The following is a 16,821-nucleotide window of genomic DNA, read 5'->3' as shown; positions in this document are numbered from 1 at the left end:
GAACTAGTCCGAAACGAGATGTTGGAAGGCCTGCAGGTTCGCGAGCGACTCACCGCGCGACACCCGCCACGCCCACTCCCGCCGGATCGCGTCCGCGAACCCGATCTCCAGCAACGGGTTGAAGTCGCCGTCGGCCGCCTCCAGCACCTGGCCGAGCAAGCGGTCCAGCTCGTCCGCGGTCACGGCGTGCTTGCCGACCCGTCCGACCAGGTAGATGTCACCCTCGGCGTCGATCGTGTAGTGCACGCCGTAGAGCCGGGCGTTGCGCCGCAACAGGAACCGGTAGACGTCCTCGAACGACTGGTCGGGACGCCGGCACACGAACGCCTCGACGACCAGCGCGTGCGCCGTCTCCATCAGCCAGACGTTGGTCTGCAGCTTCTTGGTCCCCGGCAGCGTCACGAAGAACTTGCCGGGCTCACGACGGTCGTACTTCAGCTCACGTTCGTCCAAAAAGGACTTGATCACGCTGTCCAGACTCAAATGAAAACCTCCCGGCGGAACACCTCTGCCGCCTCTTGATACCCCGCCAGCAGGGCGTCAGTCGTGCGGTCCCACGAGAAGCGTCGCGCATGCCCCACGGCGTTGCTCGCCAGGTGCTCCCTCTGCGGCAGTGCCACTGAGCCGATCGCAGCAGCCCACGCGTCCGGTTCGTGCCCGTGCACAAGAACCCCGGACACCCCGTCGTTGACCGCCACCGGCAACCCGCCGACGGCTGCCGCGATCACCGGCGTTCCGCACGCCTGGGCCTCCAGCGCGACCAGCCCGAACGACTCGTTGTAGCTCGGCACCGCCACCAGGTCTGCGGCCCGGTAGACCTCGGCCAGTGTCGGTCCCGGCTGCGGCGGCAGGAACCGGACCACGTCCGTGATCCCCAGCTGCACGGCCAGTTCTTCGAGCGCTTTCGGGCGTTCGGTGCCGGATCCCGAGGGCCCGCCGACGATCAGCACGACCAGCTTCGAGCGCAGCCCCGGATCGCGCACCAGCATCTCGGCGGCCGCGCGCAGCAGCACATCAGGAGCCTTCAGCGGCTGGATCCGGCCGACGAACGCCAGCACGGTCGCGTCCTGCGGAATCCCGAACCACTGCCGTGCCTTCGCGCGGTCTCCTGGCGTGAACCTGTCCAGGTCGACACCGGGAGGCACCACGGCGACCTTGGACGGTTCAGCGTCGTAGAGCTTGATCAGCTCGCTGGCCTCGATGTCGGTGTTGGCGACGAGCCGGTCCGACTCGTTGACCACCTGCTCCTCGCCGATCACGCGCATCCGCGGCTCCGGCGCGTCCCCCTCGGCCAGCGCCAGGTTCTTGACCTTGGCCAGCGTGTGCGCGGTGTGCACCAACGGCACGCCCCAGCGTTCCCGCGCGAGCCAGCCCACCTGCCCGGACAGCCAGTAGTGCGAGTGGATCGCGTCGTAGTAGCCGGGCTCGTGGCGTGCCTCGGCGCGTAAGACACCCGCCGTGAACGCGCAGAGCTGACCGGGCAGCTCCTCCTTGCCCAGGCCCTCGAACGGCCCGGCCGCGATGTGCCGGACGCGCACGCCCGGCGCCAGCTCGGCGACCGGCGGCAGCTCCGACGACGTGGCACGGGTGAAGATCTCCACCTCGACGCCCCGCTGAGCCATCCGCGTGGCCGTCTGCACGATGTAGACGTTCATGCCGCCCGCGTCCCCGGTCCCCGGCTGCTCCAGCGGCGAGGTGTGGACCGAGAGCACCGCTACTCGCTTCACCGGACCACCCGCTTCAGGTCGGAGAGGAACTGCGCGGGCCGCTCCAGGAAGGGCGCGTGCGCGGTGTCGGGGTACAGGCTCAACTCGGCTCCGGGGATCAGGGCGGCGGAGTACTCGGCGGCGGCAGGGGCCACCACCTCGTCTTGAGTTCCGTGCACTACGAGGGTCGGCACGTCGACAGCGGTCAACACGTCAGCGCTGCCCACATCCCTGCGGAACAGCTCACCTCGCACTTTATGGCTCACGGACGTCGCAGAGGCTGTGAGTTCGGCGACCGTCTCAGCAGGTAGAGCGGGTGCCATGGCCCGGCAGAAGTCGGCCATCGCCTCGTCGTCGGAGATGGCGGCGGGCAGTGCGGCGCGCATCACGGGGCCGGTGGCGCCTCCCGGGCGGCCGCGGCCGATCTCGGTGATCGCGCTCACGAACACCAGCGCGTTGATCTTCGCGGTGCCGTGGAAGCGGAGGTGGTCGGCGATGACGAGCCCGCCGTAGGACCATCCGACGACGGTCGCGGGCCCGGTGTGATCAAGAACGGCGTCGAGGTCCGCGGCCCAGCCGGCGGAATCGCGGTAGTCGCCGAAGTCGTCGGACTCGCCGTGTCCTCGCAGGTCGACGGCGTAAGTCCGGAAACCGGGCAGGTCCCAGACCGCACCCGTCTGCGCCCAGCCGTGGATGAGCACCACCGGCGGCGCGTCTGGCGGTCCTGCCTCACGGACGGCCAGTCGTCCCCCGCCGGCCGCCGTCACGTGTGTCAAGTGCACACACGTGCAAACGACCTGGTCGGGGGACGAATTCCCGTTGGTCCTACTTCGCCGCGGACTTGCTCTTCCACTGGTCCCACGGGATCTGCCAGTCGTACCAGTCGTACTGCGCCGGCAGCGTCGTGATGGAGCCGGTCACCTCGACCGGGTCACCGATCATCGCCGAGTCGTAGTAGGCCTTGGCGTCGGCTTCCAGCAGGTTCGCGCAGCCGTGCGAGGTGTTGTTCTTGCCGATGTTGCCCGCGTTGTCGTTGTTCTCGTGGATGAACTCGCCGTGGTTCGAGAACCGGACGGCCCACTTCTTCACGACGTTGGTGTAGCCGTAGCGGGGGTTGTCGAACGAGAACGTGTCGTTCTTCGACATGACCACGAACGTGCCGTTGGGCGTGGTGCGCTCCGCGTCGTTGTCCAGGCCGAACGACGCCGGGTACGAGGCGACCTGCTGGCCGTCACGCATGACCACGAGCTGGTGCGTCGGGTTGTCGATCTTCACGACCTGGTTGCGGCCGATGGTGAAATCGCTGGTCACGTCGGCCTTGCCGAACGCGCCGCCGCCGTAGTTCACGCCGTAGAGCTTGGCCTCGACCTTGATCGTGGTGTTCGCGGGCCAGTACTTCTCCGGCCGGTAGTGCACTTCCTGGGCGTTGAGCCAGGCCCACGTGCCGGTGATGTTCGCCGAGTTGGTGACCTTGAGGGCCTTCTCGACGGTGGCCTTGTCCTCGACCGGAGCCTCGAACTTGACCATGATCGGCGCCGCGACGCCGACCGTCTGGCCGTCGCCCGGCCAGAGCGTCGCGCGGGTCTGCGAACCGGGCGCGACCGTGGTGAACGAGCCCTTGAGCTCGACCGGCTTGCCGTCGGTGCCGATCGCCTTGCCGGAGTACGTGTACGTCTTGCCGTAACCCAGCGGCTCGGCACTGGTCCAGCCCGACTTGTCCTCGGTGAGCGTGCCCTTGACGTCCTTGCCCTCTGGCGACTTCAGCGCGACGGACTCGATCTTGCCGTCCACCACGGCCACCTGGGCCTGCGTCGTGACCTGCACGTCCTTGGTGCCATCAACCGGGGTCAGGGTGACCTTCGCGGACGGCAGCGAGCTGTCCGCCTTCGGTGACCCCGCCTCGACACTCGAGCATCCGGTCAGCAGCGTCAGTCCGGCGACCAGCGCGACAAGTGTTCTCTTCACGGTTTCGACCTCCCACCATGGTGGACGTGCAGCAGGACCCTCGGGTGCGAGTGACGTCGGTCACACCCGATTCGGCCGCCTACGATCAGGGTCGTGAATCGACCTGTCGCAGTAGTGACCGGAGCCAGCGCGGGCATCGGCGAGGCCACCGCCCGGAGACTCGCCTCCGAGGGGTTCCACGTCGTGCTCGGCGCACGTCGCCTGGACCGTCTCCACGTTATCGCGAAGGAGATCGACGGGACGGCCCTGGAGTTGGACGTCACCGACGAGGCCTCCGTCGCGGCGTTCGCGGACGGGGTACCCGAAGCTCACGTCCTCGTGAACAACGCGGGCGGTGCGCGCGGGCTGTCGACCGTGGCCGAGGGTGATCCGGCCGAGTGGCGCTGGATGTGGGAGGCGAACGTCCTCGGCACCCTGCTGGTGACCAAGGCGTTCATCCCGAAGCTGATCGCGTCCGGCGACGGGCACATCGTCTCCGTGACGTCCATCGCCGCGTACGAGGCCTACGACAACGGCTCCGGGTACACGAGCGCCAAGCACGCCCAGTCGGCGCTCCACCGCACGCTGAGGGGCGAGCTGCTGGGTCAGCCGGTGCGGATCACCGAGATCCAGCCGGGCATGGTCGAGACGGACTTCTCCGCCAACCGGTTCGGCGGCGACACCGAGCGCGCGGCCAAGGTCTACGAGAACATCACGCCGTTGGTCGCCGACGACGTGGCGGACGTGATCGCGTTCGCGGTCACCCGGCCGTCGCACGTGAACCTGGACACGATCGTGCTCAAGCCGCGGGCTCAGGCCTCCGCGACTCGGGCACACCGCGGGTGAGCAGCTCCACGTCCAGCTGACGCAGGACGGGCTCGATGGGGTTCGCGAATCCCGTTGAGCCCGATCCGGCGACGTACAGGCCCACGACGCGGTTGTCGGCGTCGACGAGCACCGCGCCGCTGTCCCCGTGGTCGCCGAAGCGTTCCGACGAGTGCACGCGGATCTGGTCGCGCAACGTCCGCACTCCGATCCCGTCGCCGAAGTCGAGTCGCAGCGTCGCGTCCGTCGAGACGATCACGCCGTAGGTGAGCCCGGTGGTGCGGCCGCGCTTGCGCACTGTCGAGCCGATGGTGGCCTGCGCGGCGCCGGTGATCGCACCGACGTCCACGACCTCCGCGCGGAACGGCCTCGCGCCCATCTTCAGGCCGGCCGCACTGACCGATCCGGCGAGTGCCGCGCGGTCCAGGACCGCGATCTCGTCGGCGCCCGGCACACCACCGTCCACTCTGGACGGATGCACGAACTCGTCGCCCACCGCCCACGAGTCGTCGACGCAGCCGACGTGGAAAGTGGTGAGCCCCAGCACTTTGCGGGGGTCGGTCCTGGTGATCACGAACGCGCCGAGCGTGCCGGCGATCACGTACTCGCCCGCCTTCTCGACCTCGGGCGGCACGACCCGGAACGACCGCGCCGGGCCGATGCCGATGCCGCCGCGCAGGATCGGATGCCGTTCCGCCACAACGGGTTGCTCGTCCGACGCGCGGGTGATCCGTGCGCGGTGCAGCACGATCGACTCGGCGACGACGTCGGTCGGGACGCCGCCGACCTCCGCGGGGATCTGCTGCGGGTGCTGCGGCCCCTTGGCGCACACGTAGACCACGATCGCGGCCTTACCGGTCGGGCGTCCGGCGGTGTACTTCTCGCCGATGTCGACGCCGATCACGCCCGGCCGGGTGAGGAACTCGTCTTCGACCATGCGCTTGATCGGCCTGATGACCGCCAGCGCGGCTTCGTCGAGGTAGCTCATGGCGACCTCCGTTCCGCCCCTATACATCCATGAAACACGCCGCGTCACGGTTCGTCACATGGAGTCACCCGGACAGACCTACAGCTGAACGCCTACGAAGACCGGTTCCGGGTGCAGTTCGACTCCGAAGGCCGCCCTTACGCCGTCGCGCACCTCGCGCGCCAGGTCGAGCAGGTCCTCGGTGGAGGCGCCGCCGCGGTTCGTCAGGGCCAGGGTGTGCTTGCTGGACAACGACACCCGGCCACCGGGCCCCTGATGGCCCTTGTGGAAGCCTGCCCGTTCGATCAGCCAGGCGGCGGAGAGCTTCTTCTGGCCGTTGCCCGCGGGGTAGGTCGGCACGTTCACGTCGTGGCCGAGGCGTTCGGCGATGCGGATCAGCACGCTCGTGAACGTCGCGTCGTCGATGATCGGGTTGGTGAAGAACGAGCCGGCGCTCCACGTGTCGTGGTCCGTGGCGTCGAGCACCATGCCCTTACCGCGGCGCAGCTCCAGCACGGCCTTGCGGGCCTCGTCGGCAGGAACGCGATCACCTTGCTGCACACCGAGAACACGTGCCAGCTCGGCGTAGCGGATCGGCGCGGACATGCCGCCGGCGGTCAGCGAGAACCTGGTGCGCAGCACGACCGCGCTGTCCGTGCCCTTGAGCACGGAGGTGCGGTAGTCGAGGCCCAGCTTGGCTGCGGGCACCTGGTGCACCTTGCCGCTGCGCCGGTCCAGAAGATCCACCGACTGCAGCACCTGGGAGATCTCGACGCCGTACGCGCCGACGTTCTGCACCGGCGTGGCGCCGTTGAGGCCGGGGATGCCGGACAGGCACTCGAGCCCGCCGAGGCCCTGCGCGACCGCCTCGGCGACGACCGCGTCCCACTCCTCGCCTGCCTCGACGGTGAACTGGACGATCCCGCCGCCCAGCGGGTCGAGCCGGAAACCCTTGGTGCCGACCTGCACGACGGTGCCGTCGAAGCCGCCGTCGGAGATCACGAGGTTCGACCCGCCGCCGAGCACGAGGACCTTCTCGTCGGCGGCGGCGTCGGCTGTTCGCACGGCTTCGACCAGCTCAGCGGCGGTCGTGGCGTGGACGAACCGCGCGGCCGGGCCACCGAGTCGGAGCGTGGTGCGCTCGGCCAGAGGTACGGACTGCGTGGTGGTCACAGGCGTCAACGGTAGCCTCCGCGACATGGCACGCCGCATCGAGCACCACACCACGTCACCCCATTCGGCGGAGAAGGTCTTCGGCGCGTTGGTCGACGAGACCTATCTGCGCGACCGGCTGGCCTCGATCGGGGGCAACGACGCCGAGCTCATGACGTTCTCCAGCGCGAACGGCAAGACGTCGTACCAGCTCAAGCAGGGCGTGCCAGCGGAGCACCTGCCGTCGATCGCCAAGTCGCTGCTCGGCGGCGACCTGGTGATCCAGCGGGTCGAGAACTGGGCGGCGGGCGCCGGCACGGTCGAGGTGACGATCAACGGCGTGCCCGGCCGGCTGGACGGTTCGTTCACCATCACGGACAACGGCGCCGGCTCCAAGACCACCCTCGTGGGGGAGGTCAAGGTCAGCATCCCGCTCATGGGCGGCAAGCTCGAGAAGCTGATCGCCGAGCAGGTCGTGGTGCTGCTGAACAAGGAGAGCGAGTTCACGTCGGAATGGCTCGCAAACCGCGGCTAGCGGCCGGCCGGGCCCGCGCGCTCGGCCTGCCGACGCGCGGCACGACCAACCCGAACCGCCTGCGCCGGGTCGACCGGTGGATGACCGGAACGCTGTCGTCGTTCCTGCTGGACGCGGCCGACCCGCTCGTGGTCGACCTCGGGTACGGGGCCACGCCGATCACCACCGTCGAGATGGCCGCGCGGCTGCGTGCCGTGCGGCCTGATGTGCGCGTGCTCGGGCTGGAGATCGATCAGGAGCGGGTCGACGCGGGCAAGGCGGTCGCCGATCCGCCCTGGCTGGACTTCCGGCGCGGTGGGTTCGAACTGGCCGGTGCGCGGCCGGTGTTGTTGCGCGCCTTCAACGTGCTGCGGCAGTACACCGAGGAGCAGTCGTTCGAGGCGTGGGACACGATGCTCTCGCGGATGGCTCCCGGCGGGCTCGTGATCGAGGGCACGTGTGACGAGATCGGCCGTCGATGCACGTGGGTCACGTTGAACTCGGACGGGCCGCAGACGTTCACGCTGGCGTGCAAGCCGTCCGGGATCGAGGTGCCTTCCGATCTCGCGGAGAGGCTGCCCAAGGCGTTGATCCACAAGAACGTGCCGGGCGAACGGGTGCACGCACTGCTGGCAGAGCTGGACGCGTGCTGGGCCACCGCGGCGCCGTTCGCCCCGTTCGGGCCTCGTGCGCGGTGGGTGGAGTCGGCGCGGCTGCTCACCGAACGCGGCTGGCCGGTCGTGGACGACCGTCGTCGTTGGCGGCTCGGTGAAATCTCGCTCGAATGGGCGGCCGTCGCGCCCTAGTGTTGAGTCTGTGGACTACGTCGCGCAGATCGAGACCCAGGCTTCGTTGATGCGTTCGGCCGCCCTCAAGGCAGGCGCGGACGCACCGGTTCCTTCCTGTCCTGAGTGGACAGTGCTGAAGCTGGTGCGGCACATGGCCGAGGTGCACACGTGGGCGGCGCAGGCCGTCGTCACCGCGCCCGAGGCCGGCCGGCCGGAGTGGGTGAAGGCCCCACGTGACTTCGACGAGGCCCTTTCCTGGTGGGACACCGGCCTTTCGTTGCTGCTGGAGCGGTTGCGCGAGACTCCTGCCGATCGTCCCGCGTGGACGTTCGACCACTCCTCCCGCGCCGCCTTCTGGTCACGCAGGCAGGCGCACGAGACGTCGATCCACCGCCTGGACGCCGAGCTCGCGATCGGTCACGAGCTGCCGGCACTGGTGTTCGACCCCGAGTTCGCGGCGGACGGCATCGACGAGTACCTGACCGTGCTGGTGGCGCGCCGGATCGAGCTGGGTGCTCCAGTCTCGGCAACCGGGCGGATCCTGGTGCACGCCGCCGACGCGGGCCGCGCGTGGGACGTCACGCTGGCCGAGGGCAAGCCGCTGGTCGTCACCGACGTGCACGACTCGGCATTCGACGCCGACGCCACACTCGCGGGCGGGGCGGACGCGGTCTACCGAGCCGTCTACGCGCGTCCGAACCACGCGATCGTCTCAGGGGACGAGTCCCTGTTGGCGGCGCTGCCCAGGCCGTGAATACTTCAGCCGGTGTCATCGCCTGAGCGTCGCTATGTGATCACCTTCGGCTGCCCGGACCGCACCGGCATCATCGCGAGGATCTCCTCGTTCCTCGCGGACAACGGCGGCTGGATCGTCGAGGCCGCCTACCACACCGACCCGGAGACGGGCTGGTTCTTCACGCGCCAGGAAGTCCGCGCGGACTCCCTGCCGTTCGGTGTGGACGAGCTGCGCACGCAGTTCGCGGAGGTCGCTTCAGGTCTGGGCGCGCAGTCGACGTGGACGGTGACCGACACGGGCGTCCGCAAGCGCGTGGTGATCCTGGCGTCTCGTGAGGGCCACTGCCTCTACGACCTGCTCGCCCGCGTCTCGACGGGCGAACTGGACGTCGAGGTGTCGGCCGTGATCGCGAACCATCCGGAGCTCGGCGACATCACGCGCGCCCACGGCATCCCGTTCCACCACGTGCCGTTCCCGGTGAACGACCCGGAGGGCAAGCAGGCCGCGTTCGCCCAGTTGCGTCAGCTGGTCGACAAGCACGACCCGCACGCCGTGGTGCTGGCGCGCTTCATGCAGATCCTGCCGCCGGAGCTGTGCGCCGCGTGGTCCGGCCGCACGATCAACATCCACCACAGCTTCCTGCCGTCGTTCATCGGCGCCCGCCCGTACCACCAGGCGCACCGGCGCGGCGTGAAGCTCGTCGGCGCCACGTGCCACTACGTGACGGCCGACCTCGACGCGGGCCCGATCATCGAGCAGGACGTGCTGCGCGTGCACCACGGCGACTCGGTGGCGGACATGGTGCGCAAGGGCCGGGACATCGAGAAGGTGGTGCTCGCACGCGGTCTGCGGTGGCACCTGGAGGACCGCGTGCTCGTGCACGGCAACCAGACGGTGATCTTCTGAGCTACCAGCCGTCCTTGCGGTAGACAGCCGTCTCGCTGAAGTCCTCTTCCGGCTGCACGGCCTTCTTCTGCTGCTCGGGTGCGGGTGGTGCGGGCACCGACACGTCCGCGTCCAGCTCGTTCGCGTGGCTGCCGACGACCTGGCGGAACTCGCCGAGCACGTTCGACGCGGCCTGCTCGCGCGCGGTCCTGGTGAGCTCCATGATCTTCGCGGACAGCTCGGTGTTGCCCTCGATCTTCAGGTCGAGCAGCGCGCCGTTCGAGGCGACCGTGACGGTGACGGCCTTGTCCTCGCTCGTCACGGTCGTGCCCGCGGACTCGAGGTTGCGGCGGAACTTGGCGGCGTTGCGCTGGAGCTCGGCCGTCTTGGCCTCGAAGTCGGCGAGCCATTCGTCGGGGGTCATCGAGCTGCTCATTTCTTCTCCGGCTTCGGACCGTACTTCGCGTTCATCTCGGCCACCTGCGCCTTGTCGTACATGTCAATCTTGATCGGACCGTCGAACATGATGATCGACTTATCTTTGACCGGAGTTTCAGGAAGCTCGCCGGAACGGAAAATCGCCGCTGCGAGTGGGATGTCCGCAGTGCTTTGCCAGTAATCGCGTTTGGCGATCTCGACGAGTTCCTGAACCAGCGTGTCCGACGCCGACTCCGGCTTCAACGCTGCATCAAAACCAAGGCCCATGGTGCTGACCGTGCGGTGGTAGTCGTACTTGGCGGCAGCAACCCCCGACACCGCCTGCCAGTCCGCGACGATCTTCTTGCCCAGCTCGTTGTTGGTGCTGTCGAGCTTTTCCGTCTCGGTTGGCCCCCTCTGGCATCCCGCCAGCAGGACGAGCGCGTACAACGCGACCACTGCGCGCAACCGGGTCATTTCTTCGTCTCGCCTTCACGATCAACGCGATAGGTGTGCATCTCGGACGAGCTGCCACCCGTGAAGGCACCCAGACCGTCCTTGTACCGCTGAACCGACGGGTTTCCACCGTTGTCGAGCTCGTGAGCGACGCCCGCGTAGTTGCCCTCGATCTTGTGGTTTCCAGCGACCGAGTTCTGCTGGTTGTCGAACTGAACCGTGGTGCGGTTCGGGGTGTCGGGGTTCTCGGACGCGTCGAGGCGCGGAACGATGTCGTTGCGGTTTTCCAGCGACAGCACCTGCACGTTGCCGGGGACGTCGATCCGGCCGACCGGAGATCCAGCGGTGAGCACGTGCGTCACGTTGTATCCATGAGCGACGAGGTCAGTAGTCGACTGTGCGGCGACGATGCCTCCCTGGCTGTGGCCGACGAGCATGACTGGCGCACCGGTGTCCTGCGCCCCTGCTCTGCGCAGCGCTTCCTCGATGCCCTTCTGCAGCACGGTGTTGTTACCCGCCATCGCGTCGACGTTGGTACCGAGGTCATTCGCACCGTTCGTCGTGAACGGCGCGTTCCACTCTTTGGTGCCGGGGACGTCGACCACGTAACCGGTCACCTTGCCGTTCGCGTCCCGGATGATCTGGACGTCGAGGTTGGCCGGATCGGGGTCCTGGCCACTTTCATGCGCCTTGGAGTCGTTGCGCCTGGCCAAGCCGTCCAGGAGGTCACCCAGGTTCTTCGGTTCGTCCGGGTTCGAGATCCGCGAGTCACTCACCTTGGCGTCGCTGTCCGGGTACGTTGCCGCCAGGAGGTCCAAGCTGGTGGCGAGGTCCATCGGGATACCCAGCGCGCTGAGCATCCCTGGCGTCATGCCGACCAGGTTGTCCACCATGCCCGGGTGATTGACCAGCCACTTCTCCCAGTCGCCGTCGTAGTTCAGGTAGACGTCGGTCGCGATCGCCCCACCGCCGATCACAGCGGCACCCAGCGGGTTCGTGGCCACCGCGAGGCCCGCGAACCACCGGCCCGCGTCCAGGCCCTTCGCGGCCAGCTCGTCGGCCATCTCGTAGGCGATGCGGGTGGCTTTCAAAGCTTCGCCGCGCAGCCCGATGCCGGCCGAGGTGGCGCTGAGGCCGTTCGGGCCGTCGAGCGCGACCGCCATGGCCGCCTCGAACTTCACCACGCCACCGGGGTTGAGCAGTGAGGAGGCCAGCACGTCCGGTTCGACCAGGAACTTGTGGCCCGCGGCGGCGGTCTTGAGGGTGTCGCCGGCGACGTCGGCGGTGAGGTCGCCCATCTTGGCGAGGTCCTCGTACTTGGCGTCGAAGCCGCCGGCACCGCCCGAGACCTCGATGTTCTTGACCGTCATCCGAGTGCTCCCGCCACTGCGGGCGCCACCCAGGTGCCCAGATCTTCACGTGCGGCCGGTTCGACGCGCACCATGCGACGGTCGGAGCCGTCCGGGTCCGGGTCGAGGCCGCTCCAGCCTCCCGCCGTGTGCAGCCAGTTGACCTGGGACGTTCCGCTGGCCCAGATGACCAGGCAGCGCAGGGCGCCGTCGGCCTGCTCGGCGACGTCGCGCGCCAGCGCTGCCTCGTCGCCGGTGAGCTTCAGCGCGTCGACCACGGCTGCCGGGGCTTCCGGGTCGGCGGCGCGGAACAGCCTGGCCGCGCCCATCTCCTGCAATGCCTCCAGTGGCAAACGGCCTTCGAGCGGCTGCGCCGAGCCTCCACCGAGCCGCGACTCCAGGCTTGCGCCGGCGGGGTCTGCGGCAGGGACGGCGCGGATCAGTTCCTTGCCCAGGTCGACGGAGGCGAACATGGACAGTTCGACCGCACCTTCGCCCAACGCGAACAGCGAAGCGCCCAACGGGCCGTTGACGGCGTGGACGCTGTGCGAGCTCTTGTCACCGATGGACGCGATGGTGTCGAGCAGAACCGTTGGCCCGGCAAGGATCTGGAGGTTGCGCTCGACCGACGGGTGGACCTCGGCCTCGTCACCCACGCCGGTCACGACCCGCTTCTTGGTGAGGCCCGCCTCGGCGGGTCCGATCTGGACGTCGTCCGCGGGCATCCAGTCCGGCGGCAGGTCGACGCCCGTTTTCTCGACCAGGTAAGCGAATTCTCCGGCGGACAGGATCAGCCGGTGCGGTGCCGGGGTCACGCGGGCACTCCCTGGCCGCGCAGGTAGTCGCCGACCTCGAGCCACGCCTTGTCGCCGTGTGGAGGCAGGTTGTCCGGCCCCCACTTCCAGCCGTTCCACGGTGGCTGGGGCGGCTGCGGCGGGTTTCCACCACCGAAACCGAGCGCGTCGGCGACGCCGTTCGCGATGTCCTTCACGGCGTTGTTGAACGCGTCGACAGCGCGGTTGAAGGTGTCGATCGCACTGTTGAACCAGCCAACGACGGCCTCCGCGATCCGCTTGATCGCCGCGATCATCTCGCGGACCTGCTGCGCGTGCTGCCGCAGCACGGCCGCGGCTGTGTCCAGGCCTTCCGCGGCCTCGAACAGCTTGCGCTTGTCTCCGTCGACGGTGTCGCGACAGCGGTCCGCCGCCACCGACTTCCACTGCATGGCACGCGCGCGGTCGTTCATGTCCGTGCCGTGCGTGCGGACCGACTCGGCGCGCTTCTCGATCTCGCCCGCGATGCGGTCCAGCTCGTCCGGATTCCCGTACACCCTCAGCCCCCGTTCAGTCGCGCAAGAGCAAACCACGACGGGGAGACGGCCCGCACAGCGAACCGGACAAGATGAGCGGAACTACTCAGCGGCCCGGTTCGAGCTCACCGGCTTCCGAACGCGGCCCGTACTTGCGCTCCATCTCCACGACGTCCCCGAGCTCGAACCTGATCTCGTTCTTGCGCACCGAGCCACCAGCGCTCCGGGAGGTGAAGTCGATGGTGAACTCGACCCGGCGGCCGGTTCCGGTCCAGTAGTCGCGCTTCACGATCTCCAGCGCCCTGGACACCACGTCCTGGTCTCGGGCGGTGGCGGTCACGCTCAGGTGCTGGCGGTAGTCCAGATCGGACCTGTACTCCACCACCACGGCGGAGACGCCGTCCTCGGCCTGCAGATCGGACTCGATGCGATCGCCCAGGTCCTCGACCGTGTCGTCGCTCGTCCCGCAGCCGGCCAGGACGAACGCGAGCAGGACCACCGCGAGGCGCCTCATTTGGTCGGCCTCGCCGGGCGCGGGCCGTAGCTGGCCTCCATGTCGGCCGTCAGCTCGACCTCGCCCTGACGCACCCATTTGCCGGTTCCCGGCTTGTCCGCGTAGGGCGGGTCATCGGTCGTGTAAATGACGTAGGTCGCATAGCAGTCGTACGGGGTGCCGAGCCAGCAGTCCTTGCGGGCGATCTCCACGATCTCGTCGAGGACCGCGTCGGTGATCGCTTCCGCCTTCAGCATGACCTCGAGACGAAGATGGCCACCGGCGTCGAGGCCGTGCCTGTACTCGAACTGCGCCGCGGCGACCTCCGGACGCTGCTTCCACTCGGCGACGACCTGCTTGCCGGTCGCGTTGATCGCCGGGTCGTAGGCCTCGAACAGGTTGCAGCCAGACATCAGCAGCACTGCCAGGACTAGGACGACAAGACGCACCGCGCACCCCCTGCGTGAATCTTGGCAGGAGGCCGCGGCGCGTGCCGGGCGAACGTCAGATCTTGGCCGCGGCCCTGCCCACGGCCTCGACCAGCCACCCGGCGTCCGCGGCCGACATGACGGCAGGAGGCGTGAAGCTCACCGTCCGGCCCCGGAAGTCGGCCAGCACACGGGAACGCAGCAGCTCGCCGGTGAAGATGTCGGCCGCGCGCTTGTCCGGCAGTTCGACGCCGAGCAGCAGACCGCGTCCGGTTGCGTGCGCCTTGCCCGCCACGACTGCCCGGAAGCCGTACAGCAGTTCGTCGCCCAGCAACGAAGCGCGTTCGACCAGGCCTTCGGAGGCGGTGACGCGCAGGCAGGCGTTGACGGCGGCCGAGGCAAGCGGTGAGACCTCTTCCGGGCCGCGCCACAACGGCACCTCGACGTCGGCCGTGGCCACGACGGCAGCGATCGGGAGCACGCCGCCGGACAGGCCTTCGCCGACCAGCAGGATGTCCGGGGTCACGCCATCGATGTCACAGCCCCACCAGACGCCGAGGCGCCCGAGGCCCGTGCGCGTTTCGTCGAGGATCATCAAAGCGTTCTGCTCGCGGCAGACTTCGGAGATCGCGCGCAGGTAGCCGTCCGGCGGGAAGGACACGCCGCGGACGGGTTCGACGAGCACGCACGCTGGAGGTCCGGAGGCCAGGACGGCGCGCAACGAGTCGATGCCGCCGTACGGGACTTCACCTGTCGTCAACACTCGCGGGCGGCCGTTGGCCTGTGCGAGAGCCACGGCGAACTGGGCGGCTTCGGAAGCTGACGGGAAGGTGTGAATGTGGTCGAGGCCGTTGGGGGTGACCAGGTCGAGCATGAGGCGGTCCAGCAGTGACGGCCGGCGCACCTGGCCGACCACCGCCTGCACCACGGCCGGGTGGGCGTGGCCGAGCAGGGGAACTCCGTAGCCGCCGCAGTCCAGGTACTCGACGCGGTGGGGATCCACCACTCGGGCACCACGGGCGGCGCAGCCGGTCAGCAGTTCGGTAGCCATTGCGGGGGAACCTTTCCTGGGCAGCGCGGCCCGAGGCCGCTCGTCGGGGGTGGCGAGCGGACCTGTAGTTCCCACTACTCATTCGGATTCCACGGCACGTTGGTTCGCCCGAGGCATAGGCTTTTTCTCGTGCGGATCGAAATCACCGACCTCGAGCAGCTGCGGGCAGAGCCTGACCTGCGCAAAGCCGTCATCATCGGGCTGGACCTGACTCGCGAGGACGTGCGGGTGCCGATCGACGGGGCACTGCTGCTCGGCTGCACGCTGAGCGAGACGATGCAGCGACGGGCCGACGCGGCGGGAGCGTTGATCTTCCCGGTCATCCCGGACTTGCCCTACGAGGTGTACCGGTCGAAGCTCTACACGCCGCGGGAGCTCTTCGCGGGCTTCGACCCGGCGAACCCGAAGTCGTACGCCGACACCCCGGACGCGGTGATCTACAAGCACAGCAAGCAGCAGGGCCACCACCCGGACCCGTTGCACGCGCTGGCCGAACGGCTGCACGACCACTCGATCACCGAGGCCCTCGACGAGACGCTGACGGGCTCGCCGATCGCGGTCATGGGCGGCCACGCGCTGGCCCGCGGCTCGGACGGCTACCGCAACGCCGTCGAACTCGGTGCCGCGCTGGGCAGATCGGGCTTCACCGTGCTCACCGGCGGTGGTCCGGGCGCGATGGAGGCCGTGCCGCTGGGTGTCCGCCTCGGCGAAGCCGACAAAGACGTGCTCAACACACTCGCCCAAGCGCCGTCGTTCGGCCACGACGACGAGTCGATCGGCAGGTGGCTCGCGGCGTTCCCCGAGGTTCCGAGCTTCGAGACGCCGCGCACGATCGGCATCCCGACCTGGTTCTACGGCCACGAGCCGCCCAACCCGGCCTGCGAGCTGCACGCCAAGTACTTCGCGAACTCGGTGCGCGAGGAGGGCCTGCTGACCGTCGCGACCGGCGGAATCATCTACACGCCGGGCAAGGCGGGCACCGTCCAGGAGGTCTTCCAGGACTTCACGCAGAACTACTACGGCAGCGTCGGCCCGGCCGCGCCCATGGTGTTCCTGGGCAAGGCCTTCTGGACCGACGAGGTGCCGGCCGCGCCGCTCGTGCAGAAGCTCGCGCAGGGCCGCGAAGCCGAACAGTGGATCCTCGTGACCGACGACGTCGACGAGGCGATCGAGCTACTGGTCAAGTACGCGAGCTAGGTCCAGGACCTCGGCGCCGGGCAGCTTCATCAGCACGTCGCCGGGGATGAGGATCTTGCTTGCCCTGATGCCGCTGCCCACGACCAGTTCGGGGGCGGCGGCCACCTCCGGCGACACCAGGATCGGCCAGTCCGCGGGCACGCCGATGGGCGTGATGCCGCCGTACTCCATGCCCGTCAACGCCACGGCCTCGTCCATCGGCGCGAACGACGCCTTGCGCGCGTTGAGGCGCTTGCGGATCACGCCGTTCACGTCCGCGCGCATGGTCGCCAGCACCATGCAGGCCGCATAACGGATCTCGCTGCCCCGTTTGCCCGCGACGACCACGCAGTTCGCCGATGCTTCCAGCGGCGAACCGTAGTGCGCGCAGAACTCGGCCGTGTCCGCCAACGAAGCGTCGATCGGCGAGACGGCGACACGGTCCGCGCCGTCCAAGTTCTTCAACGCGGCCTCAACCGGTGCCGGCACCAGGTCGAGGCGCGAGAGCACAGGAAAAGGTTCCAACGATCCAGCAATGGTCCACACACCGACCATCCTGCCAGCCGCGCCACCCCGCCTCGCTCGGCCGCACGCGGGGCGCTTGCGTACGCCAGGAGAGTACGGA

At 68.7% G+C, this 16,821-nt stretch carries 21 protein-coding genes; 6 read left to right on the top strand and 15 right to left on the bottom strand.

The window, feature by feature from the left end; all coding sequences use genetic code 11:
- Positions 1–3: 3 nt before the first annotated feature.
- From UK23_RS02255 to UK23_RS02240, 4 genes are read right to left on the bottom strand one after another with little or no spacing between them, the layout of a single operon-like run.
- A complete protein-coding gene (locus tag UK23_RS02255; RefSeq protein ID WP_045309654.1) occupies positions 4–483 on the bottom strand; it encodes a YbjN domain-containing protein in 480 nt (159 codons plus the stop codon).
- Entirely contained in the window at positions 480–1,727 is a 1,248-nt protein-coding gene (gene mshA, locus UK23_RS02250; protein WP_082114352.1) for a D-inositol-3-phosphate glycosyltransferase, read from the bottom strand. Before mshA ends, UK23_RS02255 begins: the two co-directional genes overlap by 4 nt.
- Entirely contained in the window at positions 1,724–2,488 is a 765-nt protein-coding gene (locus tag UK23_RS02245; protein ID WP_045309652.1) for an alpha/beta fold hydrolase, read from the bottom strand. Before UK23_RS02245 ends, mshA begins: the two co-directional genes overlap by 4 nt.
- 43 nt (positions 2,489–2,531) lie before the next feature.
- Positions 2,532–3,671 carry a L,D-transpeptidase gene (locus UK23_RS02240; protein WP_045309651.1) on the bottom strand — a complete coding sequence of 380 codons (1,140 nt, stop codon included), beginning with the start codon at positions 3,669–3,671 and terminating at the stop codon, positions 2,532–2,534.
- A gap of 93 nt (positions 3,672–3,764) precedes the next feature.
- On the opposite strand from UK23_RS02240, the gene UK23_RS02235 reads away from it, so the two are divergent.
- Complete coding sequence (locus UK23_RS02235; protein ID WP_045309650.1) at positions 3,765–4,496, top strand: SDR family NAD(P)-dependent oxidoreductase; 732 nt, start codon at positions 3,765–3,767, stop codon at positions 4,494–4,496.
- On the opposite strand, the gene UK23_RS02230 is transcribed toward UK23_RS02235, so the two are convergent.
- Positions 4,450–5,463, bottom strand: coding sequence for a hypothetical protein (locus tag UK23_RS02230; protein ID WP_045309649.1), 1,014 nt, complete (start codon positions 5,461–5,463; stop codon positions 4,450–4,452). The two genes, UK23_RS02235 and UK23_RS02230, sit on opposite strands and share 47 nt — an antisense overlap.
- Positions 5,464–5,541: 78 nt before the next feature.
- Positions 5,542–6,642 (bottom strand): UDP-N-acetylmuramate dehydrogenase, encoded by a 1,101-nt coding sequence (locus UK23_RS02225; protein ID WP_045309648.1) that lies wholly within the window; start codon positions 6,640–6,642, stop codon positions 5,542–5,544.
- Between UK23_RS02225 and UK23_RS02220 the strand changes: the two genes are divergently transcribed.
- From UK23_RS02220 to purU, 4 genes are read left to right on the top strand one after another with little or no spacing between them, the layout of a single operon-like run.
- The gene (locus UK23_RS02220) at positions 6,641–7,129 is read left to right on the top strand and encodes a DUF2505 domain-containing protein (RefSeq protein WP_045309647.1); all 489 of its coding nucleotides are present in this window, start codon (positions 6,641–6,643) and stop codon (positions 7,127–7,129) included. The genes UK23_RS02225 and UK23_RS02220 overlap by 2 nt on opposite strands.
- Entirely contained in the window at positions 7,108–7,914 is an 807-nt protein-coding gene (locus UK23_RS02215; RefSeq protein WP_045309646.1) for a hypothetical protein, read from the top strand. The genes UK23_RS02220 and UK23_RS02215 overlap by 22 nt, the downstream gene beginning before the upstream one ends.
- Positions 7,915–7,924: 10 nt before the next feature.
- Positions 7,925–8,650, top strand: coding sequence for a maleylpyruvate isomerase N-terminal domain-containing protein (locus UK23_RS02210; protein ID WP_231114345.1), 726 nt, complete (start codon positions 7,925–7,927; stop codon positions 8,648–8,650).
- 36 nt (positions 8,651–8,686) lie between these two features.
- Positions 8,687–9,538: a formyltetrahydrofolate deformylase gene (purU, locus tag UK23_RS02205; protein WP_330769809.1), complete on the top strand. Its 852-nt coding sequence runs from the start codon at positions 8,687–8,689 to the stop codon at positions 9,536–9,538.
- A gap of 1 nt (position 9,539) precedes the next feature.
- On the opposite strand, the gene UK23_RS02200 is transcribed toward purU, so the two are convergent.
- From UK23_RS02200 to UK23_RS02165, 8 genes are all read right to left on the bottom strand, one after another.
- The gene (locus UK23_RS02200; protein ID WP_196777585.1) at positions 9,540–9,941 is read right to left on the bottom strand and encodes a YbaB/EbfC family nucleoid-associated protein; all 402 of its coding nucleotides are present in this window, start codon (positions 9,939–9,941) and stop codon (positions 9,540–9,542) included.
- 8 nt (positions 9,942–9,949) lie between these two features.
- A complete protein-coding gene (locus UK23_RS02195) occupies positions 9,950–10,411 on the bottom strand; it encodes a hypothetical protein (protein WP_045309644.1) in 462 nt (153 codons plus the stop codon).
- The gene (locus UK23_RS02190; RefSeq protein WP_045309643.1) at positions 10,408–11,760 is read right to left on the bottom strand and encodes a lipase family protein; all 1,353 of its coding nucleotides are present in this window, start codon (positions 11,758–11,760) and stop codon (positions 10,408–10,410) included. Before UK23_RS02190 ends, UK23_RS02195 begins: the two co-directional genes overlap by 4 nt.
- Positions 11,757–12,554: a hypothetical protein gene (locus UK23_RS02185; RefSeq protein WP_052684299.1), complete on the bottom strand. Its 798-nt coding sequence runs from the start codon at positions 12,552–12,554 to the stop codon at positions 11,757–11,759. The genes UK23_RS02190 and UK23_RS02185 overlap by 4 nt, the downstream gene beginning before the upstream one ends.
- A complete protein-coding gene (locus UK23_RS02180) occupies positions 12,551–13,069 on the bottom strand; it encodes a putative T7SS-secreted protein (protein WP_052684298.1) in 519 nt (172 codons plus the stop codon). The genes UK23_RS02185 and UK23_RS02180 overlap by 4 nt, the downstream gene beginning before the upstream one ends.
- An 85-nt stretch (positions 13,070–13,154) precedes the next feature.
- Positions 13,155–13,562 (bottom strand): hypothetical protein, encoded by a 408-nt coding sequence (locus tag UK23_RS02175; protein WP_156212676.1) that lies wholly within the window; start codon positions 13,560–13,562, stop codon positions 13,155–13,157.
- Entirely contained in the window at positions 13,559–13,990 is a 432-nt protein-coding gene (locus tag UK23_RS02170) for a hypothetical protein (RefSeq protein ID WP_156212674.1), read from the bottom strand. The genes UK23_RS02175 and UK23_RS02170 overlap by 4 nt, the downstream gene beginning before the upstream one ends.
- A gap of 55 nt (positions 13,991–14,045) precedes the next feature.
- Positions 14,046–15,020, bottom strand: coding sequence for an aminotransferase class III-fold pyridoxal phosphate-dependent enzyme (locus UK23_RS02165; RefSeq protein WP_045309639.1), 975 nt, complete (start codon positions 15,018–15,020; stop codon positions 14,046–14,048).
- Positions 15,021–15,149: 129 nt separating this feature from the next.
- Between UK23_RS02165 and UK23_RS02160 the strand changes: the two genes are divergently transcribed.
- Positions 15,150–16,217, top strand: a complete 1,068-nt coding sequence (locus tag UK23_RS02160) for an LOG family protein (RefSeq protein WP_045309638.1) — start codon at positions 15,150–15,152, stop codon at positions 16,215–16,217.
- Here UK23_RS02160 and UK23_RS02155 read toward each other — a convergent pair.
- On the bottom strand, positions 16,194–16,751 hold the full coding sequence (locus tag UK23_RS02155; RefSeq protein WP_045309637.1) for a YbaK/EbsC family protein: 558 nt from the start codon (positions 16,749–16,751) through the stop codon (positions 16,194–16,196). The two genes, UK23_RS02160 and UK23_RS02155, sit on opposite strands and share 24 nt — an antisense overlap.
- Between the last annotated feature and the right edge of the window lie 70 nt (positions 16,752–16,821).

The organism is Lentzea aerocolonigenes, from assembly GCF_000955955.1.
GTDB lineage: Bacteria > Actinomycetota > Actinomycetes > Mycobacteriales > Pseudonocardiaceae > Lentzea > Lentzea aerocolonigenes_A.
Note: the sequence above shows the minus strand (reverse complement) of the source record. Positions and strands in the feature narration are given on the sequence as shown.